The sequence below is a fragment of the Phyllobacterium sp. 22229 genome, assembly GCF_052056495.1.
Lineage (GTDB): Bacteria > Pseudomonadota > Alphaproteobacteria > Rhizobiales > Rhizobiaceae > Phyllobacterium > Phyllobacterium myrsinacearum.
In genome coordinates this window covers 1-17,448 of sequence record NZ_JBQEPA010000040.1, presented here as the reverse complement: position 1 = coordinate 17,448, position 17,448 = coordinate 1, and the positions used below count along the sequence as shown (strand labels likewise).

The 17,448-nt window shown below is 60.8% G+C and carries 16 protein-coding genes; 5 read left to right on the top strand and 11 right to left on the bottom strand.

What is annotated here, in order from left to right; translation table 11 throughout:
- Window positions 1-98: 98 nt before the first annotated feature.
- The 3 genes from ACTJJ7_RS27585 to ACTJJ7_RS27575 all read left to right on the top strand — a co-directional run bounded on the left by ACTJJ7_RS27585 (window position 99) and on the right by ACTJJ7_RS27575 (window position 5,675).
- On the top strand, window positions 99-2,471 hold the full coding sequence (locus ACTJJ7_RS27585; protein ID WP_440969455.1) for a mechanosensitive ion channel family protein: 2,373 nt from the start codon (window positions 99-101) through the stop codon (window positions 2,469-2,471).
- A gap of 154 nt (window positions 2,472-2,625) precedes the next feature.
- Entirely contained in the window at window positions 2,626-2,889 is a 264-nt protein-coding gene (locus tag ACTJJ7_RS27580; protein WP_105732277.1) for a hypothetical protein, read from the top strand.
- Window positions 2,890-3,158: 269 nt separating this feature from the next.
- Window positions 3,159-5,675 (top strand): GcvT family protein, encoded by a 2,517-nt coding sequence (locus tag ACTJJ7_RS27575; protein WP_440969454.1) that lies wholly within the window; start codon window positions 3,159-3,161, stop codon window positions 5,673-5,675.
- A gap of 106 nt (window positions 5,676-5,781) precedes the next feature.
- Here the strand turns inward: ACTJJ7_RS27575 and ACTJJ7_RS27570 are convergent, their stop codons facing one another.
- Window positions 5,782-6,780, bottom strand: coding sequence for a GlxA family transcriptional regulator (locus ACTJJ7_RS27570; protein ID WP_105732279.1), 999 nt, complete (start codon window positions 6,778-6,780; stop codon window positions 5,782-5,784).
- 220 nt (window positions 6,781-7,000) lie between these two features.
- Entirely contained in the window at window positions 7,001-7,261 is a 261-nt protein-coding gene (locus ACTJJ7_RS27565) for a hypothetical protein (RefSeq protein ID WP_440969453.1), read from the bottom strand.
- A gap of 141 nt (window positions 7,262-7,402) precedes the next feature.
- Between ACTJJ7_RS27565 and ACTJJ7_RS27560 the strand changes: the two genes are divergently transcribed.
- Entirely contained in the window at window positions 7,403-8,305 is a 903-nt protein-coding gene (locus ACTJJ7_RS27560; protein WP_105732281.1) for a LysR family transcriptional regulator, read from the top strand.
- Window positions 8,306-8,498: 193 nt separating this feature from the next.
- On the opposite strand, the gene ACTJJ7_RS27555 is transcribed toward ACTJJ7_RS27560, so the two are convergent.
- The 8 genes from ACTJJ7_RS27555 to ACTJJ7_RS27520 form a co-directional block, all read right to left on the bottom strand.
- The gene (locus ACTJJ7_RS27555) at window positions 8,499-9,224 is read right to left on the bottom strand and encodes a copper homeostasis protein CutC (RefSeq protein WP_440969452.1); all 726 of its coding nucleotides are present in this window, start codon (window positions 9,222-9,224) and stop codon (window positions 8,499-8,501) included.
- The gene (locus ACTJJ7_RS27550) at window positions 9,221-10,135 is read right to left on the bottom strand and encodes an ROK family protein (protein ID WP_440969451.1); all 915 of its coding nucleotides are present in this window, start codon (window positions 10,133-10,135) and stop codon (window positions 9,221-9,223) included. Before ACTJJ7_RS27550 ends, ACTJJ7_RS27555 begins: the two co-directional genes overlap by 4 nt.
- Before the next feature lie 83 nt (window positions 10,136-10,218).
- Entirely contained in the window at window positions 10,219-12,246 is a 2,028-nt protein-coding gene (locus tag ACTJJ7_RS27545; RefSeq protein ID WP_440969456.1) for an ASKHA domain-containing protein, read from the bottom strand.
- A gap of 139 nt (window positions 12,247-12,385) precedes the next feature.
- On the bottom strand, window positions 12,386-13,348 hold the full coding sequence (locus tag ACTJJ7_RS27540; protein WP_105732285.1) for a methyltetrahydrofolate cobalamin methyltransferase: 963 nt from the start codon (window positions 13,346-13,348) through the stop codon (window positions 12,386-12,388).
- A gap of 11 nt (window positions 13,349-13,359) precedes the next feature.
- Entirely contained in the window at window positions 13,360-14,226 is an 867-nt protein-coding gene (locus ACTJJ7_RS27535) for a methylenetetrahydrofolate reductase (RefSeq protein ID WP_105732286.1), read from the bottom strand.
- A gap of 16 nt (window positions 14,227-14,242) precedes the next feature.
- Window positions 14,243-14,545 (bottom strand): virulence factor, encoded by a 303-nt coding sequence (locus tag ACTJJ7_RS27530; protein WP_105732287.1) that lies wholly within the window; start codon window positions 14,543-14,545, stop codon window positions 14,243-14,245.
- 202 nt (window positions 14,546-14,747) lie between these two features.
- The gene (locus ACTJJ7_RS27525) at window positions 14,748-15,332 is read right to left on the bottom strand and encodes a DUF4893 domain-containing protein (RefSeq protein ID WP_440969450.1); all 585 of its coding nucleotides are present in this window, start codon (window positions 15,330-15,332) and stop codon (window positions 14,748-14,750) included.
- Window positions 15,333-15,398: 66 nt separating this feature from the next.
- Window positions 15,399-16,031: a DUF1638 domain-containing protein gene (locus tag ACTJJ7_RS27520; RefSeq protein WP_105732288.1), complete on the bottom strand. Its 633-nt coding sequence runs from the start codon at window positions 16,029-16,031 to the stop codon at window positions 15,399-15,401.
- A gap of 69 nt (window positions 16,032-16,100) precedes the next feature.
- On the opposite strand from ACTJJ7_RS27520, the gene ACTJJ7_RS27515 reads away from it, so the two are divergent.
- Window positions 16,101-16,256 carry an entericidin gene (locus tag ACTJJ7_RS27515; protein ID WP_105732289.1) on the top strand — a complete coding sequence of 52 codons (156 nt, stop codon included), beginning with the start codon at window positions 16,101-16,103 and terminating at the stop codon, window positions 16,254-16,256.
- Between the two features lie 96 nt (window positions 16,257-16,352).
- Here the strand turns inward: ACTJJ7_RS27515 and ACTJJ7_RS27510 are convergent, their stop codons facing one another.
- Window positions 16,353-17,051, bottom strand: coding sequence for a corrinoid protein (locus ACTJJ7_RS27510; RefSeq protein ID WP_105732290.1), 699 nt, complete (start codon window positions 17,049-17,051; stop codon window positions 16,353-16,355).
- Window positions 17,052-17,448 lie beyond the last annotated feature (397 nt).

Sequence of the window (17,448 nt, the reverse complement as noted above, 5' to 3'; positions counted from 1 at the left end):
CGCTTTGCCGCAATCCCTGCTTGATGACATTGACCGCAGGATAAAAGTTGTCGCCGCTTCACTGAAGCAGCGGCAGCGCCGCAGCGGAACCGGCACCCGTGGCGCCTGCGGCCCCGGCACCCCCGGTCAAGTCGAATATCGTCGCCGAACAGCGTCCGGCCATCGATGCGCTGAAGAAGCAGATCGCGACCTATGAACAGAAATTCAAGCAGAAGGCCGATGCCGACGCGGCACTCGCCAATCTGCGCCTCGATCTGGAAGCAAGCGCCAAGAAACTCCTGGATATCGGCGTTTCGTTCCGGCCGCGCATCACTGAGATCAATGCGCGCCTGGAACAGCTGGGCGCACCGCCCGCGCAGGGACAGCCGGCCGAAGCGAAGATCGTCACGGATGAACGCACCCGCCTGACGACGGAAAAGGCCGAAATCAACGCGGTTCTGGGCGAAACCGAAGATCAGCTGCTTGAAGTCAACAAGATGATCGACGCGATCAGCGATGCCCGGCGCGAGCTGTTTGCCAGTACATTGTCGCAGCGTGTCGACATCAACTACTCGCTTGGCAGCGAAGTCATCGACGCCTATGGCCGGGAAATGGGCACGATGAACCAGCTCATCTCGTCCTGGTGGCGCTTCGTTATTGCATTCAAATGGCAGTCCCTGCTGGCGGCCGCCTTCTTTGCCGTGATCACCGCCCTGGTGCTTCTCATCGGCGGCCAGCGATTGCTGGGACATCTCTATCTGCGCGATCCGGCGGTGGAGGAACCGTCCTATCTCAGCCGTCTGGCCGTTGCCTTCTGGTCGACCCTGATGCGGTCTTTGACCGTCGGCGTGTTTCTGGCCACGACCTACTTTTTCCTCGGCTATTTCAATGTGCTGCGCCCGGATATCGCGTCGCTGATCTACACGCTGTTTTCGGTGATCGGCATCGTCTATTTCGTGCATGCGCTGGCCCAGGCCGTCATTTGCCCCGGCGCACCCAACTGGCGTCTGGTGCGCGTTGCACCGCGTCCGGGCCGCATTCTCATGGTTCTGGTCACGGCCACGGCGACCATCACCGGGCTCGATTATCTCGCCAATACGGTCAACCAGATCGCATCCTCACCCCTGTCGCTGACCGTGGCCAAGAGCCTGTTTGCAACGGTTCTGGTCGGGCTGCTGATCCTTGCCATGGCATTTTTGAAACCGCTTGAGAATGAGGAGACCGGTGAAGCCAGGCGATGGCCGAGACCATTGCGGCTGTTCCTTTATGCCATCGGCCTCATCCCGATCATCGCCGCATTGCTGGGCTATATCGGTTTTGCCCGTTTCGTCTCGCAGCAGATCGTCATCAATGGCGCCGTGCTCGTGACGATGTATCTGGGCTTCCTCACGGCGCGGGCGGTGGCCGACGAGAATGCGCTCGGCGGCACGGTGCTCGGGCGCGCGGTGCAGACGCGGTTCGGCATCGACGATTCGACACTCGACCAGCTCGGCCTGATCGCCAGCATCATCATCAATATTTTCGTGCTGCTTCTCGGTATTCCGGTGATCCTGCTGCTCTGGGGGTTCCAGTGGAGTGAGATGACAGTCTGGTTCCTCACCATAGCCACCGGTTTCCAGATCGGCTCGGTGACGATCTCGCTGGTGGCCATTGCCGTCGGCATTTTGCTGTTCGCGCTGTTCTACTTCTTCACCCGCTGGTTTCAGGGCTGGCTGGACGTGCGGGTCATGGCGCGCGGCAAGCTGGATTCGGGCGTGCGCAACTCGATCCGCACCGCTGTCGGTTATCTTGGCCTCGGGATAGCCGGGCTCATCGGCATCTCGGCGGCGGGCATCAATCTCTCCAGCCTCGCGCTGGTCGCCGGCGGTCTGTCGCTCGGTATCGGTTTCGGCATGCAGGCGATTGTTTCCAACTTCGTCTCCGGTCTGATCCTTCTGGCCGAGCGTCCGTTCAAGGTGGGCGACTGGATCGAAACCAGCGGCGTCGGCGGCATCGTCAAGAAGATCAGCGTGCGTGCGACCGAGGTTGAAACCTTCCAGCGCCAGTCGATCATCATCCCCAACTCGTCCTTCATCAACGGCAATGTCGGCAACTGGACCCACCGCAACAAGCTGGGGCGCGTGGAAATTCCGATCGGCGTTTCCTACAAGGTCGATCCGCGCCGCGTGCATGCCATTTTGATGGACATTGCGCGCAGCCATCCGCTGGTTCTGAAGAATCCCGAACCTTTCGTTGCGTTCAAGGCACTGGCGGACTCGACCATGGATTTCGAAATGCGCGTGCATCTGGCTGATCTTTCGAATTCCGGCACGGTACAGAATGAAATCCGCTTTGCACTGGTCGACCGTTTTGCCGAGGAAGGGATCGAGATTCCGTTCCCGCAGCGCGATGTCAATATTCATCTCGATGACGCGGATGCGATCGTGCAGATGATCACCGAGCGGGTGAAGGCCGAGTTGAAAGCGCCGGTAAAGAAGACGGCCAAGTCCTGAGAGGCGGTGTGTGGGGCCAGTGCCCCACTTTCGTCTAAATCACGGAAAAATAACGGGACGTTCAGTTGCCGTTCAGTTTCACCCCGTTATAACTGGTGTCGAAAAGGGCCGGTTGAGCCCGAGGCAACAGGGGCGGTGGAAGCACCGGGGTGATATGAACAAGTTTGCAGTTGTCATGCTTACGAGCACTATTCTGGCCGGACCCGCATTTGCTGCCAGCCTGAAGAACAGCGATGCCAGCGCTCAGACCATCGTCGTGACCGAAGGGTCGAGCAAGACCCAGCTGCAGGTTGCAGCCGGTGACACGGTTGAATTTTGCAGCGGCGGCTGTTTCGTCACCTTTCCCAATGGTGACCGCGAAGCCCTGACCGGTGCGGAAAGCATCGAAATCAAGGGCGGCAAGGTTTCGATCAAGTAACCCGGCCACTGATGATCGCCGGGATAAAGGCCCGGACTGTGCAAAACAGTCCGGGCCTGTTCGTTTTTGAACGGTCCCCGGCGGCCACGCCTTCGATCATTCCTTCCGCCTGACTGGAAAATCCCGCAAAATGCGACCAGTTTGCCGCGCGTCGCGGCATGTTTTGGCCATGTCGCAAACAGGCCTTAGCAATCGGCAGTGCGAACGGCATAGTGCTGAAAATGGCGCGTGCCGCCTGACCACCGGTTGATATCAGAGGATAGAATGAAATGAAGACCCAAGCGCGTGTAGTTGTGATCGGCGGTGGTGTGGTGGGTGTGTCGACACTCTATCATCTGGCCAAGAAGGGCTGGAGCGATGTCGTGCTCATCGAGCGCAAGGAACTGACCTCCGGCTCGACCTGGCATGCGGCCGGGCTGCTGCCGCTGTTCAACATGAGCTATTCCGTCGGCCAGATTCACAAATACTCGGTAAAATTCTATCAGGAGCTGCAAGAGGAAACCGGCATGAATGTCGGCTTCACCAATTGCAGCAATATCCGTCTCGCCCGCACCAAGGACCGCTGGGACGAATATATGTACTATGCCGGCGTCGCCGAGACGATCGGCGTGCCGGTCAAGCTTTTGACGCCGGAACAGGTCAAGGAAATCTGGCCGCTGGCGGAAATGGACGGCATTCTCGGCGCGATCCAGCATCCGGAAGATGGCTATATCCAGCCCGCCGACCTGACCCAGGCGCTTGCCAAGGGTGCGCGCGATCGCGGTGCAACCATCTATCGCTACACCACTGTTCTCGGCATCGAGCAGCTGCCATCGGGCGAATGGCTTGTGAAAACCGACAAGGGCGATATCACCGCCGAACATGTCGTCTCGGCAACCGGCAATTTCGCCCGCAAGACCGGCAAGATGGTCGGCCTCGACGTGCCTGTTATCCCGGTCGAGCACCAGTACATCGTCACCGAGCCGCATCCGGCCATTCTTGAGCGCAAGGCCAAGGGCCTGCCGGAGATGGGCGTGCTGCGCGAGAGCGATTCGTCCTGGTACATGCGCGAGGAAAATGGCGGCCTTTTGCTCGGACCCTATGAAAAGGGCGCGCCCGTCTGCTATGTCGACGGCCCGTCCGATGCCAGTGAATACGAGCTGTTCCAGGAGGATCTCGACCGGCTCGAACCCTATATCGAAACCGCCATTGCCCGCGTTCCCGCTTTTGGCGAAGTCGGCATCAAGAAGGTCTATAACGGCGCCATCGCCTATACGCCGGATGGCTCGCCCATCATCGGTCCAGCCCCGCGCCTGAAGAATTTCTGGCTCAACGAGGGCCATTCCTTCGGTGTGACCGCCGCTGGCGGCGCCGGCTGGCAGCTGGCCGAATGGATTGTCGAGGGCGAGCCCTCCATCGACATGATGGGCGTCGATCCGCGCCGCTTCGGCCCCTATGCGACGGAAGGCTACCTGAAGGAAAAGAACGAGGAAGCCTATGCCGAGGTGTTCTCGGTGCACTATCCCGATGAAGAGCGCGGCGCGGCGCGTCCGCTCAAGCGGTCGCCGTCCTATGACCGCCAGAAGGCGCTCGGCGCCGTGTTCGGCACCGTCTATGGCTGGGAACGCGCCAACTGGTTCGCGCCGCAGGGCTATGGCCTTGAGGTTGCGAAACTCGACAAGCCGGATGTGCTGCTCAACCACAACCATCCGAAGCCGGACAAGGACGGCAAGGTCAAGGAACTCTGGTCCTTCCACCGGTCGAACTATTTCGAGCATGTCGGCAACGAGATCAAGAACGTGACCAGCAATGTCGGCCTGCTCGACATGTCGGCCTTCGCCAAGATGGAGGTGACCGGCCCCGGTGCGCGCGAATGGCTCGATTCCATTCTGGCCAACCGCATCCCCAAGAAGCAGGGCCGCATTGCGCTCTGCCACCTCCTGACCAAGCAGGGCGGCGTGCGCTCCGAATTCACGGTCTATGAATGGGCGCCCGGCAAATTCTATCTGGTGTCCGCCGGTGCCTACGAGAACCATGATCATGACTATCTGGTCAAACTCCTGCCGGCTGACGGCTCCGTAACCCTCCGTCCGATCACGCAGATGTATGGCGTGCTGGTGCTGGCAGGCCCGCGCAGCCGCGAAGTCCTGCAGAAGATCACCCGTGCGGATCTGTCCAATGAAGCCTTCCCCTGGCTGTCGGGCAAGGAAATCAGCGTCGGCACGGCAACAGCGCATGCGCTGCGCGTCAACTTCGTCGGTGAACTCGGCTGGGAACTGCATCACCCCATTGAACAGCAGAACACCCTTTATGACCTGCTGCTCGAGGCCGGGGCGGAGTTCGGCATCAAGCCGTTCGGCATCCGCGCCATGACGGCGATGGCGGTGGAAAAATCCTATCGCCTGATCCCGCGCGAACTGTCGATCGAATACAATGCCTTCGAAAGCGGCCTCGACCGCTTCGTTCATCCCAACAAGGGCGATTTCATCGGCCGTGATGCGGTTGTGAAAGCGCGCGAGGATGGCCTGAAGTGGAATTTCGTCACGCTCGAAGTGCATGTGCCCGGCGTATCGGATGTCGATGCGCGCGGCAGCGAGCCGATCTACGCCAATGGCCAGCTCATCGGCCGTGCGACCCATGGCGGCTATGGCTGGCGTCTGGGCAAGAGCCTGGCGCTCGCCATGGTCAAGCCGGACTATTCGGCACTCGGCACGCAGCTCGAGATCAAGATTCTCGGCAAGACGCACAAGGCGACCGTCATCCCGGAAGCGCCGTTCGATACAGAGAACGAGCGTCTCCGGGCTTAAGCCGGTTCCGCCTGCATGCAGAAATGAAAATGGCGCCTGAACGGGCGCCATTTCTTTTGGGTGGTGCGCTGCGCGCACCGCAGAATTGCAGTCCATCCTGACTGGCTTAAGCGGCCATCAGCTGCTTGCGGTCGGCCCGTTCCTGCTGCGGTGAGCGGCCATAAAGCTCGCGGTAGCATTTGGAGAAATGCGAGGCCGAGACGAACCCGCAGGCGACCGCGACTTCCACAATCGGCATGGACGACTGGATCAGCAGGTGGCGGGCACGGTCAAGCCGGATTTCCAGATAGTAGCGTGCCGGGGACCGGCCCATCTCCTGGCGGAACAGGCGCTCGATCTGGCGGCGCGACAGGCCGACATGGTCGGCGATCTCGATCAGCGACAGCGGTTCGGAAAGCCGCGCCTCCATCAGTTCGATGATGGTCAGAACCTTGGAATTCTGCACGCCTAGGCGGGCGCGCAGGGGGAGGCGCTGGCGGTCATGCGGGCTACGGACCCGGTCGGTCAGCGCCTGCTCGCAGACGCGGTTGACGATGTTGTCGCCGAAATCGTCGCCGATCAGCTTCAGCATCATGTCGAGGGCTGCGGTGCCGCCCGCGCAGGTATAGATGTTGCCGTCGACCTCGAAGAGGTCGGCATAGACATCGGCCTTCGGAAACGCTTCGGCAAAACCGGGCAGATTTTCCCAATGAATGGCGCAGCGCTTGCCCGAAAGCAGTCCGGCGGCGGCGAGTATATGCGCACCGGTGCACAGGCCGCCGACGGCCACGCCGCGGTTGAACTCTTCGCGCAGCCAGGCATAGACCGATTTGTTCTGGAATTTTTCCACATGCACGCCGGAACAGACGAACACCATCGACGGGCGGTCTTCGCCGGTCAGGAAGCGGCGCTCGTCCTCAAGCGAGGAATTGGCGGCGCATTCGACACCGTTGGATGCGGTGACCGGCTTGCCGTCCACCGACGCCAGGCGCCAGCGATAGGCCTCGTAGCCGAGCATGCGGTTGGCAATGCGCAACGGTTCGATGGCGGTCGCAAAAGCGATCATCGAAAAGTTCGGCACGAGGAAAAAAACAAAAGACCGCTTGTTGAGGCCTGTCTGGTTCATGATGTCTCTAGGTTCCCGTTTTTTACCACGAGGCCATGTCGCACCTGAAGTAGAGTCTTCAAATTACAGGCATGGTCTCTTAAGCTTTTTTACAGATAGAACCATAGAATTATTCTAAAGGGAAGGGCGCCTGCCTGTGTCGCAAAAGCGCAGGTAGGGCGCATGGGAAAGGGAGCAGACGTGGCCCGGTCTGCTCCCTCTACGGTTGTATTCTCATGATTTATTGGCGCGTGCGGTTGACGTCATTGCCCGCCGCGATCTGGCGCTCATACAGATCCGGCCAGCCGATGTCTTCACGGATGCTTTCCGGCAGACTGTCCAGCGCGGCTTCCGTTGCCCGCAGACGCCGCTGGCGGACAATGGTGTTGCGCGAGGCCTCGGCGATGGATGCCACGGTCCCCGCCGTGCGGCTGACGGCGGCAAACAGGCGTTCGCTCAAGCTTACCCTGTGTTCGATGTAATGGTCGTTGCAGACACTCATTTTCCTGCTCCTTGTCATGAAGGCAGCCGTTTTCTGCGGTCCGCCTGTTCTACGATCTTGACTATCTGCCCAAGTTGATGTTCAATCAAACGAAATTACAGAACACTATGTTTCAGAAAAATTGATCAAGGAGACGCCGCAATGTCAGCACCGATGCAGCACCCCATTCCCATCCTCGATCTCGATGTGTTGCGCACCTTTGCCATGATTGCCGAAACCGGCAGCTTTTCCAGCGCCGCCAATGCGGTGTTCCGCACGCCGTCGGCGGTCTCCATGCAGATCAAGAAACTGGAGGAGACGCTGGGGCATGTACTGCTCGAGCGCGACGCGCGGTCGGTCAAGCTGACGCCAAGCGGCGAGCTTCTGCTCGGTTATGCCCGCCGCATGCTCGCGCTCAACCGCGAAACCGTTGCCAAGTTCATCACGCCGACGGTGTCCGGCGTGGTACGGCTGGGCGCACCCGACGATGTCGGTGAAAAGGTGCTGCCCTTCGTGCTCAAGCGCTTTGCCGAATCGCACCCGGATGTCACCGTGGATGTGGTCATCGACCAGAGCAACAGCCTGCGTAAGCGCCTCGACGAGCAAAGGCTCGACGTGACGCTGGTCAATGTCAATGAAACGCTGGCCAAGCTCGACGAGATCGAAGTTCTGATGACCGAGGATATCATCTGGGCCGGGGCGAAATGCGGCACGGCGCATGAACGCAATCCCTTGCCGCTGTCCATGTGGGAAGAGGGCTGCATCTGGCGCGCCAATGCCATCAGCGCGCTGGAAAGCGCCGGCAGGGATTACCGCGTTGCCTATATGAGCGCCCATACGATGGGGCAGCGCGCCGCCATCGTGGCCGATCTGGCCGTGGCACCGTTTTCAAAATTCCTGCTCGAGGACAACATGGTTGAACTCGGCGCAGAACACGGTCTGCCGCCGCTCGGCGAATCGAAACTCGGCATGCTGGTGGCCAAGAATGCCGGCGCGCATGTCAAAGCCGTCGCCCAGCATCTCCGGGTGTATTTCGAGGGCTATGAGCGGACGGGCAAGCTTTAGGGCGGTGATATTTTCACCCCCCTCTGCCCTGCCGGGCATCTCCCCCACAAGGGGGGAGATCACATTGGCATCAACGCCTTTGCTTGCTTTCCAATATTTCAGAACCAATCGAAACAGCTGTGAAAGCTGATCTCCCCCCTTGTGGGGGAGATGGGCGGCAGCCCAGAGGGGGGTGTCAATTCACCCCAACGCCTCAACGCGTCAGGCAAAAAGCTTTCAACGCCCTGACCAGTTCAACACTGGTGCGTTTCTGCGTGGCGGTTTCGAAACCGAGCCGCTGCGCGGCGGCGCTGACGGGTTCTGCCGGGACAGCGCAGGACGAATGGATTTCCCGGAACGGAATGCGCTGCAAAAGTGCATCCGCATTGCCGATATTGACACCGGAGCCGGGCATGATCGTGATCCGCCCGGCGGCAAACGCGAACGTCGTTTCCAGATCGCCGATCCCCTGCGCCGAGGTCGGCATCCGGCCGGATGTGAGAATACGCTCGAAACCCAGTCCGACAGCGGTTTCAACGGCTTCGCCGAGGTCTGGCACGAGATCGAAGGCCCGGTGCAGCGTCACGCCCAGCCCATCGCAATTGCGCATGAGCCGTTCCAGCGTGGCATGGTCGAGGCTGCCATTGGCGTGGTTAGCGCCAAGGACGACGCCGGCAAGCCCTGCGCTGCGGATCATGTCGATTTCCCGCAGCATGGCATCGATATCGGCTTCGCCGAAGACGAAATTGCCGGGGCGCGGGCGGATCATCGCATAGATCGGAATGGGTGAGGCAATCGCCTGGCCGATCAGGCCCGGCGTTGGCGTCAGGCCGCCCAGTTCCAGCGCCGAGCACAGCTCCACCCGGTCGGCGCCGCCTGTTATGGCGGCGGCAAGGCCGCTGGAATCATCGACGCAGACTTCCAGGAGAATGCCACTCATCGTGTTTCGCCCATCAATCCGAGAACGCCTGCGCCGATCAGGCCGGGTTCGATTTTCAATTCTCCGGGAATGACCAGCGGCTTGCCGGTCTTCCACAGGATGCGCCCGCGCACCGCCCGGTCCAGCCGCTCGATCAGCGGAACGGCATTGGCGAGACCGCCGCCGACCGGCACAACCGATGCGCCGACGACATTGAGCGTCATGGCCAGCGGCCCGCTGACGATGTCGATGTAGCAGTCGATGGTGCGCTCGGCCGCCGCGTCGCCCCTGTTCCAGGCGGCGATGATTTCGGTGCTCGGCAGGTCGACGCCGTGGATATGGGCATGCAGCCGCTCCATGCCGCGTGCCGCACCCACCGCATCGACACAGCCCACCTGGCCGCAGCCGCAGGCATAGCGCGGAATGGCGATGGGCGGATTGCCCGCCCAGGTCGCGGAAATCGGCCCATGGCCCCATTCTCCGGCAAAACCGCCAGCGCCTTCATGGATCTTGCCGTTGATGACGAGGCCGCCGCCGACGCCGGTGCCGAGAATGATGCCGAACACGACGCGGTGGCCGCGTCCGGCGCCGACAACGGCTTCCGACAGGGCAAAGCAGTCGGCATCATTGGCGACCAGCACCGGACGGCCGAGTTTCTCGCTGAGGTCGTTTACCAGCGGGCGGTTGTGGATGCAGGGAATATTGGCGCAGGTGATCCTGCCGCTGTCGGCATCGACCACACCGGCGATGGAAATCGAGATCAGCGATTTCGGATCGGCGCCGCCATCCGCTGCGATTTTTTCGATGGCAGCGGCAAAGGCGTCGAAATCATGCAGGGGCGTCGGCACTTTGGGCAGCGGCCGTATGTCTTCGGGCGCATAGGCCATTGCACCCTTGATGGCCGAGCCACCGATGTCAAAACAGGCAATCATGGGAAAACAGGTCCGGAATCAATCATGGTGGATGTTGATAGCGGAATTTCCCCGCGTGGCAAACTCAAGCGGCTGGATTTATTCTATTCCCGCGAGCGGCGGGCGGCCCTGTCCTCGCGCGAGCGGCGGCGCGGGGTGGCATCGCCCGTCTGGCCATCCTCGCCCACGTTCTTGCGCGGCGGCAGCGCGACGGCCAGCGACAGCTTGGGGAAGGGGTCGACCTTGTTGGGCATGGCCATGGCATAGACGAAGTGCTCCTGGAATTTGGGCTCCAGCGCCGTCTCGATCTTTTCGATGCGGGTGACCGTGTCTTCGATTTCGCGGCGGTAGTCGCGGTTGAGCAGCGCCATGCGCGCGCCCGTGCCTGCCGCATTGCCGACGGCCTTCACCTTGTCGAGGTCGCAATCGGGGATGAGCCCGAGCACCATGGCATATTTCGGATCGATGAAGGAGCCAAAAGCCCCGGCAAAGCGGATCTGGTCGACATGGTCGATGCCCTGCTTGTCCATCAGCAGCTTGACGCCGGCATAGAGCGCGGCCTTGGCCAGCTGGATCGCCCGCACGTCGTTCTGCGTGATGATGATGGTCGGCGATCCCTCGTGCAAGAGATAGGAGAATGTGCGGCCCGTTGGCCGGATGCGCGGTGATGTGGCGGCAAGGCTGCCATCCACCACGCCGTCTTCGGAAATGATGCCGGAAAGGTACATTTCCGCGACGACTTCGATGATGGCCGAGCCGCAGATGCCGGTGATGCCGCTGGCCTGCACCGCTTCGGCAAAGCCTGCCTCATCCGACCATTGTTCCGTGCCGATGACGCGGAAACGCGGCTGCAGCGTGACGGGATCGATGCGCACGCGCTCGATGGCGCCGGGCGCGGCGCGCTGGCCGCCGGAAATTTCAGCGCCTTCGAAGGCGGGGCCGGTCGGGGAGGAGGCGGCAACGGTGCGCTGGCGGTTGCCGAGCACGATTTCCGCATTGGTGCCGACATCGACGAGCAGCATCATCTCGTCCTGCCGGTGCGGGCCTTCCGCGAGCGTCGCGGCGGCCGCATCGGCGCCGACATGACCGGCGATGCAGGGCAGCATGTAGACCCGCGAGCCGGGATTCATGGCAAGGCCGATCTCGCTGGCTTTCAGGTGCACCGCGCCGGACACGGCAAGCGCAAAGGGGGCGCCGCCCAGCTCCGTGGGGTCAATGCCGAGGAAGAGGTGGTGCATGATCGGATTGCCGACAAAGACCGCATCGAGAATATCCTCGCGCGCCACATTGCCCTCGGCGCAGACCCTGCCGATCAGCTCGTTGATGGCTTCGCGCACCGCATTGGTCATGCCTTCGCGCCCGTCCGGGTTCATCATGACGTAGGAGACGCGGCTCATCAGATCTTCGCCGAAGCGGATCTGCGGGTTGGACGTCCCGGCCGAAGCAATGGTGCGCACCGACAACAGGGACGACAGATGCATGGCAATGGTGGTGGAACCGATATCGCAGGAGATGCCATAGGCCTCGTTCTTCAGGCCCGGCCACAGGCCGATCATCACCGGCCGCGATGTTTCCTCGTCATGGTGGATGGCGGCGGTGACCGACCATTCGCCCTTGCGCAGGATCTTTTGGATCTGCGGCAGCAGATAGGCGTCCACGTCGAGATTGCGGATGCCCCATTCCTTTTCCAGCGCCGCCTTCAGGCGATCGAGATCGCCAAGCGGCTTGTGCATGTCGGGCTCTTCCACCTCGACATAGCACATGTGCACGGCGGGGTTGCGCTCGATAACGCGCGTATCGGCATCCTTGCGCACGACCTGCGCATTGACCTGGACGTCCTGCGGCACGTCGACAACGAGATCGCCGAGAATGGTGGCCGAGCAGGAAAGACGGCGCCCGTCCTTCAGATCGCGCTTCTCGGCATAGCGCTTTTCCTTCGGGCCGAATTCGGAGATGTGGTCGTTGGAGGAAGTGATGCCGTGCTTGGCGAAGCGGCCTTCCTGCACGTCGATCTGACAGCGCCCGCAGATGCCGCGCCCGCCGCACACGCTTTCCACATAGACACCCAGGGTCCGCGCGGCTTCCAGCACGGTCGTGCCGACCGGAAAATGCCCGCGCTTGCCCGACGGCATGAACAGGACAAGTGCGTCCTTTGCCGATGCTTCAGTGTCTTTCACGGGTGCGTCCACGATCAATGCTCCAAGACTTCAAGGCGAAGGGCATTCACGCCCGCCGCCTTTCTATGCCGAGCGGTTGGCCCGGTGCAAACAGTCAGCCTGCGGCGCCGCGCCGCGCTTCACGGCCACCGCGCCGGCGTCCGCCGCCATTGGCGTCGGCAGGTACGGAAACAGCAGGCGCTGCCCCGGCCGCGGCCGGCTGATGGTCGCGGTATTTCTTGATCCAGTAGGTGCAGTTGGCGTCGGTGCCGTTGAGGACGTTGGCGGCATGCACCGCTTCCATTTCCTGCGGGCGGCAGGGATTCATGATCGCCGATGTCATGCCGGCGCCGATCACCATGGGAATGAACCCGGCATTGATGCCGTGGCGATGCGGCAGGCCGAAGGAGATGTTGGAGAGGCCGCAGGTAGTGTTGACCTTCAGTTCCTCGCGCAGGCGGCGCAGCAATGCGAAAACCTGGCGGCCCGCATCGCCGAGAGCGCCGATGGGCATGACCAGAGGATCGACAACAATATCATGCGCCGGAATGCCGAAATCGGCGGCGCGCTGCACGATCTTCTTGGCAACGGCGAAACGCACGTCCGGGTCCATGGAAATGCCGGTCTCGTCGTTCGAGATGGCGACGACGGGAACATTGTATTTCTTGATCAGCGGCAGGATGGCTTCAAGCTTTTCCTCCTCGCCGGTGACGGAATTGACCAGCGGGCGGCCCTTGGCCACTTTCAGCGCCGCTTCAATGGCGGCGGTGACTGAACTGTCGATGGACAGGGGAACATCGACAAGGTTCTGCACGATTTCCAGGGTCTTGACGAGAAGACCCGGTTCCGTCGCATTGGGATCAACGGCGGTAACGCCCGCATTGACGTCGAGCATGGTCGCGCCGGCGGCAACCTGTTCCAGCGCGTCCTTGATGACCGTGTCGAAATTGCCTTCGATCATCTCGGCTGCAAGCTTCTTGCGGCCGGTCGGATTGATGCGCTCGCCGATCACGCAGAAGGGCTGATCAAATCCGATGATGATTTCTCTGGTCGCCGAGGCAACGATGGTGCGGGTCATTCAGGAAATCCTTACTTGGATGCTGCGGATGCGTATTGGGCCGATGCGACGGTCCAGGAGCCGCGATCGACCAGCCATTCGGAGGACTTCTTCAAACCGCCGAACGGGAAAATGTGGATCTGCTTGATGGCCGAGGCCGGATTGTTGATGACGTGCTGCTCGATCGGGCCGACCACGCCTTCCGGCGAATGGCTGGTGGCAAGCGCTGTCAGCGACAGGGCGTTCTTCTTCAGGAAACTGATCGAATTGCCGACGCCGCACATGGCGGCATATTTGATCAGCGTGGTGATCTTGGCGGGACCGGCAACGCCGAGATGCACGGGCAGATCAACGCCATGTTCGCGCAGGGATTCCGAATAGCGGATGAAACGCTCGGCATCGAAACCGAACTGCGTGACCACGCGCAGGCGGGCGCCGGTGCGCTCGCCGAAATTCTGCTTCAGGCGCAGGGCTTCCAGCGCCACGGCCTCGGAAAATTCCGGGCTGCCTTCGGGATGGCCGGCAACGCCCATCTCGGTGATGCCGTATTTGTCGAAAAAGCCGGTTTCCAGCACTTCCATGGTGGAGGAGAATTCACCGGCCTGCCGTTCGAGGCCGCCGCCGATGACCAGAACATCGGTCACGCCGGCTTCTTCAGCGGCGCGGCGGATGCGGGTTTCCAGCGCTGCGCGCGTTCCAAGGCGGCGGGAGGCGAAATGCGGCACGGGCTTGTAGCCGAGATCATGAATGCGCTTGGCGGCAGCGGTGAGCGTGTCCACGCCATCGGTGCCCATGTCGGTGATGTAAACACGCGTCCCCTCAGGGAACAGACCCGGCAGGTCCTGTGAATCAATCGCCTGGCGCGCGGCCACTTCGATGGATGCTGCGATCTTTGTCATGGGCTTTGCTTTCAATTCATGAATTGTCATGTCCGCCTGCCTTTACCAGCGCTACAAGGCGCTCCCGATGATATTCGCTGTCGATACGGGCGAGGGCTGCATCAGCCTCCGCGTCCAGATCATCACTCACCGGCACCGGTGTTCCCCGGCGCCATTCTGCCAGATAGGCGTCCGAATCCTTGGCGCCTATGCGCATCGCACACATGTCGATGGCCTCGGTAAATCGAAGAGGAAGTTCGCGTTTTGCGGCCTGGCGTCCCTTTTTGACGGTCACCTGAGCAGGAATGTCCCGCCAATAAACGACAATAAGATCGGCCATGCACTTTATCCTCCAATGAGGATCGTTTTGCCGGAAAATCAGGGGTTAAGCTTGCTATCTCACGACGTGCGCGCCCTCAAATGCGACGTGCATCATTGTTGCTTTTGCGACAGGGATTTTAGTGGCGGTATCGCTATTCAACCCCGGACCTCCTGTGGATGCCCGAGGTGACATTGCGTGACATTGCAATGACACGTCGCCTTCAGCGCTTGAATTCCATGACGTTGAGCAGGGATTCGTAATAGGGCGCCGGGAATTCGATGCGGAAGGCATTCTTCCCGGTGCGGTAGGCATAGCCGGCCTCGTCGGTTTTCGGGCCTGCGCCGTATTTCAGCGGCTTCTGATCCGCGACATAGCCGGTGCCGAGATAGGTCAGGCGGGTGTCGCTTTCGGTGTAGAACCGGCCCTTTGTGCGCTGCGAGCCCGTCACCTTTTCCAGCGCCCAGCCCGAACCGTCATCGGTGACCTTGCACTTGAACCAGCCATAGACGACGAGCGCCGGGGCCATGCCGCCAAGCTTGATCGTCCGGCACTGCCAGTTTCCGGTCATGTCGAAATCCTGGCTGAAGGGCAGGCCGGGCTGTTTCAAGAGGTTTTCGACCAGGCGCACATCGGCTGCAGTCCCGCTCGCCTTGGCCTGCGCCAAGGCTTTGGCCTTTGTCTGCTCGTACTGTTCGAGGCGCTTGCTGTCCGGCGCGGTGATGATCCTGGTGATTGCGCCATCCGCATGGGCGGCAGTCAGCATGCTCAGGCCGATCATGACGGCAAAAAGGCTTCGAGACACCATGAAACTGTCCTTTGTTTTCGATTCCGTTGACGGCAGCATGCCGATTTGGGGACAGAAAGGAAAGCGTCAGGGCGTGGCCGGTGCTGCCGCCCGTGTCAGGGCCGGGATCAGGTCGCCATAGGCGGTAAAGCGCCGCTCATAGGCAAGCCCGAGAAATTCCGCCGCCCGCTCCGCATTGGCATTGAGCTTGGGGTCGTCGGTCTGGGCGAGATAGATCATCTTGGTATAATTGCCGAAATACATGTCGCGCAGTTCCGGATGGCGGTCGAGGCCAAGCGGCTTGACCATGAAGGCCTGGAAATGCCGGGCAAGGAAATCGGTCATGAAAAACGACGTCATGTCGTCCTCCCATCGGGAGGCAAAGGCCGCGTTGCCGGCATAGAAGGAGAAGCAGTGCGGCCCTTCGATGCGCTCCACGCCATGCTTGGCGCAGACCTGGTCGAGCAGGCCGCCGGTGCCGCAATCGGCATAGCCGACGAAGATGCGCTTGATGCCTTCAGCCTTGGCCCGTACAATGGCCCGGTCAACCGATGGGGCGATCTTCTGGGGGTAGTGGTGATAGACGGCGGGCAGGCATTTCAGCTCGATATGATCAAGGCCGAACTGTTCACGGATAGCCAGTATTTCACGGGCAATCATGCCGCAGGCGATCACCCGGATCTTTTCCGGCGTATTCTTCGAGTTCCGGCTCATATTCATGGAACTGATTTCGCTCCATCGCGTTATGCGAATGTTGATTAAATTCTATCAGAACGGGAGACACTGTCTATGAAACTATCACGCGTTGTGCCCATTGCCGCTGTCCTGGCTGTCGTCGCTCTTGCGGGCTGCGCCAACACCATCCGTGGCATGGGTGCCGATACAGCCAATACGGTGAATGCGACCCAGTCCGCTGGTCACAAAGTGGCACGGGCTGCCAAGTAATTTCCCGGCTTGGCATTTTTGGGCCGCAACCGGCCCATTTCAGCAAACATATATTTGAAAAACGGCCGCATTTGGATGCGGCCGTTTTGTTTTGGTTCAGGCGCCGGACATCTGGTTGTGCTTGCGCTTCATGTAGTCCTTGGCGGTTTCCACCGCGACGGCCGCGTCGCGGCAATAGGCATCGGCGCCGACGGCCTTGCCGAATTCCTCGTTGAGCGGCGCGCCGCCGACAAGCACGATGTAATCGTCGCGAATGCCCTTTTCCTTCATCGTGTCGATGACGACCTTCATGTAGGGCATCGTCGTCGTCAGCAGGGCGGACATGCCGAGAATGTCGGGCTTGTGCTCTTCGATGGCGGCCAGATAGTTTTCAACCGGGTTGTTGATGCCGAGATCGATGACGTCGAAGCCGGCGCCTTCCATCATCATGCCGACGAGATTCTTGCCGATGTCGTGAATGTCGCCCTTCACGGTGCCGATGACGAGCTTGCCCTGTTTCGGCGCACCGGTGGCGGCGAGGAGCGGGCGCAAAATGAACATGCCGGCCTTCATCGCATTGGCCGACAAGAGGACTTCCGGCACGAAGAGGATGCCGTCGCGGAAATCCTCGCCGACAATGCGCATGCCTTCAACCAGCGCCTCGGTCAGCACCTTGTAGGGCGCCCAGCCGCGCTCGAGCAGGATGTTGGTGCCTTCCTCGATTTCTTCCTTCAATCCGTCATAGAGATCGTCGTGCATTTGTTCGACGAGTTCGTCGTCCGAAAGCTCCGAAAGAATGATTTCATCGTCGGCCATGGGTGCTCTTCCTCTCAAGCGTTATGCACAGCTTTGTACCGGTACTGGCATTCCCTTAACATATCGGGCAAGTTGCTGAAAACGCATTGCTTAAATGCGACCTCGTAAATGACGAAAACGACTGTCTGTTTGTCTTCCATGCGCCATTGTTTGACGCACACGGGAACGCCCCGATACGTGTCGCGGGTAGGATTTGATCGTTGAGGTCATGACCGAAGAACCAATCCGCGCATCAAGCGCCTGGAGAGAGAAAATGAATCAGGAAACGCCAGTCGACGCACCCGTGGACACTGCAGAAGGCGGCGGACGCCGCGGACGCGGTGCTGGTGTGCATCATGCCGTTATGTAGTCATTCGGTGCGCCCGTTACAGGACGGGCAGACGAAAATGCTACGTAA

Excerpts from the sequence above, each read along its gene's own strand:
- ACTJJ7_RS27520 (WP_105732288.1), bottom strand. The coding sequence starts at position 16,031 with ATGAATATGAGCCGGAACTCGAAGAATACGCCGGAAAAGATCCGGGTG.
- ACTJJ7_RS27525 (WP_440969450.1), bottom strand. The coding sequence starts at position 15,332 with ATGGTGTCTCGAAGCCTTTTTGCCGTCATGATCGGCCTGAGCATGCTG.
- ACTJJ7_RS27575 (WP_440969454.1), top strand. The coding sequence starts at position 3,159 with ATGAAGACCCAAGCGCGTGTAGTTGTGATCGGCGGTGGTGTGGTGGGT.
- ACTJJ7_RS27550 (WP_440969451.1), bottom strand. The coding sequence starts at position 10,135 with ATGATTGCCTGTTTTGACATCGGTGGCTCGGCCATCAAGGGTGCAATG.
- ACTJJ7_RS27560 (WP_105732281.1), top strand. The coding sequence starts at position 7,403 with ATGTCAGCACCGATGCAGCACCCCATTCCCATCCTCGATCTCGATGTG.
- ACTJJ7_RS27570 (WP_105732279.1), bottom strand. The coding sequence starts at position 6,780 with ATGAACCAGACAGGCCTCAACAAGCGGTCTTTTGTTTTTTTCCTCGTG.
- ACTJJ7_RS27555 (WP_440969452.1), bottom strand. The coding sequence starts at position 9,224 with ATGAGTGGCATTCTCCTGGAAGTCTGCGTCGATGATTCCAGCGGCCTT.
- ACTJJ7_RS27565 (WP_440969453.1), bottom strand. The coding sequence starts at position 7,261 with ATGAGTGTCTGCAACGACCATTACATCGAACACAGGGTAAGCTTGAGC.
- ACTJJ7_RS27535 (WP_105732286.1), bottom strand. The coding sequence starts at position 14,226 with ATGACAAAGATCGCAGCATCCATCGAAGTGGCCGCGCGCCAGGCGATT.
- ACTJJ7_RS27580 (WP_105732277.1), top strand. The coding sequence starts at position 2,626 with ATGAACAAGTTTGCAGTTGTCATGCTTACGAGCACTATTCTGGCCGGA.
- ACTJJ7_RS27540 (WP_105732285.1), bottom strand. The coding sequence starts at position 13,348 with ATGACCCGCACCATCGTTGCCTCGGCGACCAGAGAAATCATCATCGGA.
- ACTJJ7_RS27510 (WP_105732290.1), bottom strand. The coding sequence starts at position 17,051 with ATGGCCGACGATGAAATCATTCTTTCGGAGCTTTCGGACGACGAACTC.
- ACTJJ7_RS27530 (WP_105732287.1), bottom strand. The coding sequence starts at position 14,545 with ATGGCCGATCTTATTGTCGTTTATTGGCGGGACATTCCTGCTCAGGTG.
- ACTJJ7_RS27515 (WP_105732289.1), top strand. The coding sequence starts at position 16,101 with ATGAAACTATCACGCGTTGTGCCCATTGCCGCTGTCCTGGCTGTCGTC.
- ACTJJ7_RS27545 (WP_440969456.1), bottom strand. The coding sequence starts at position 12,246 with ATGCCGTCGGGCAAGCGCGGGCATTTTCCGGTCGGCACGACCGTGCTG.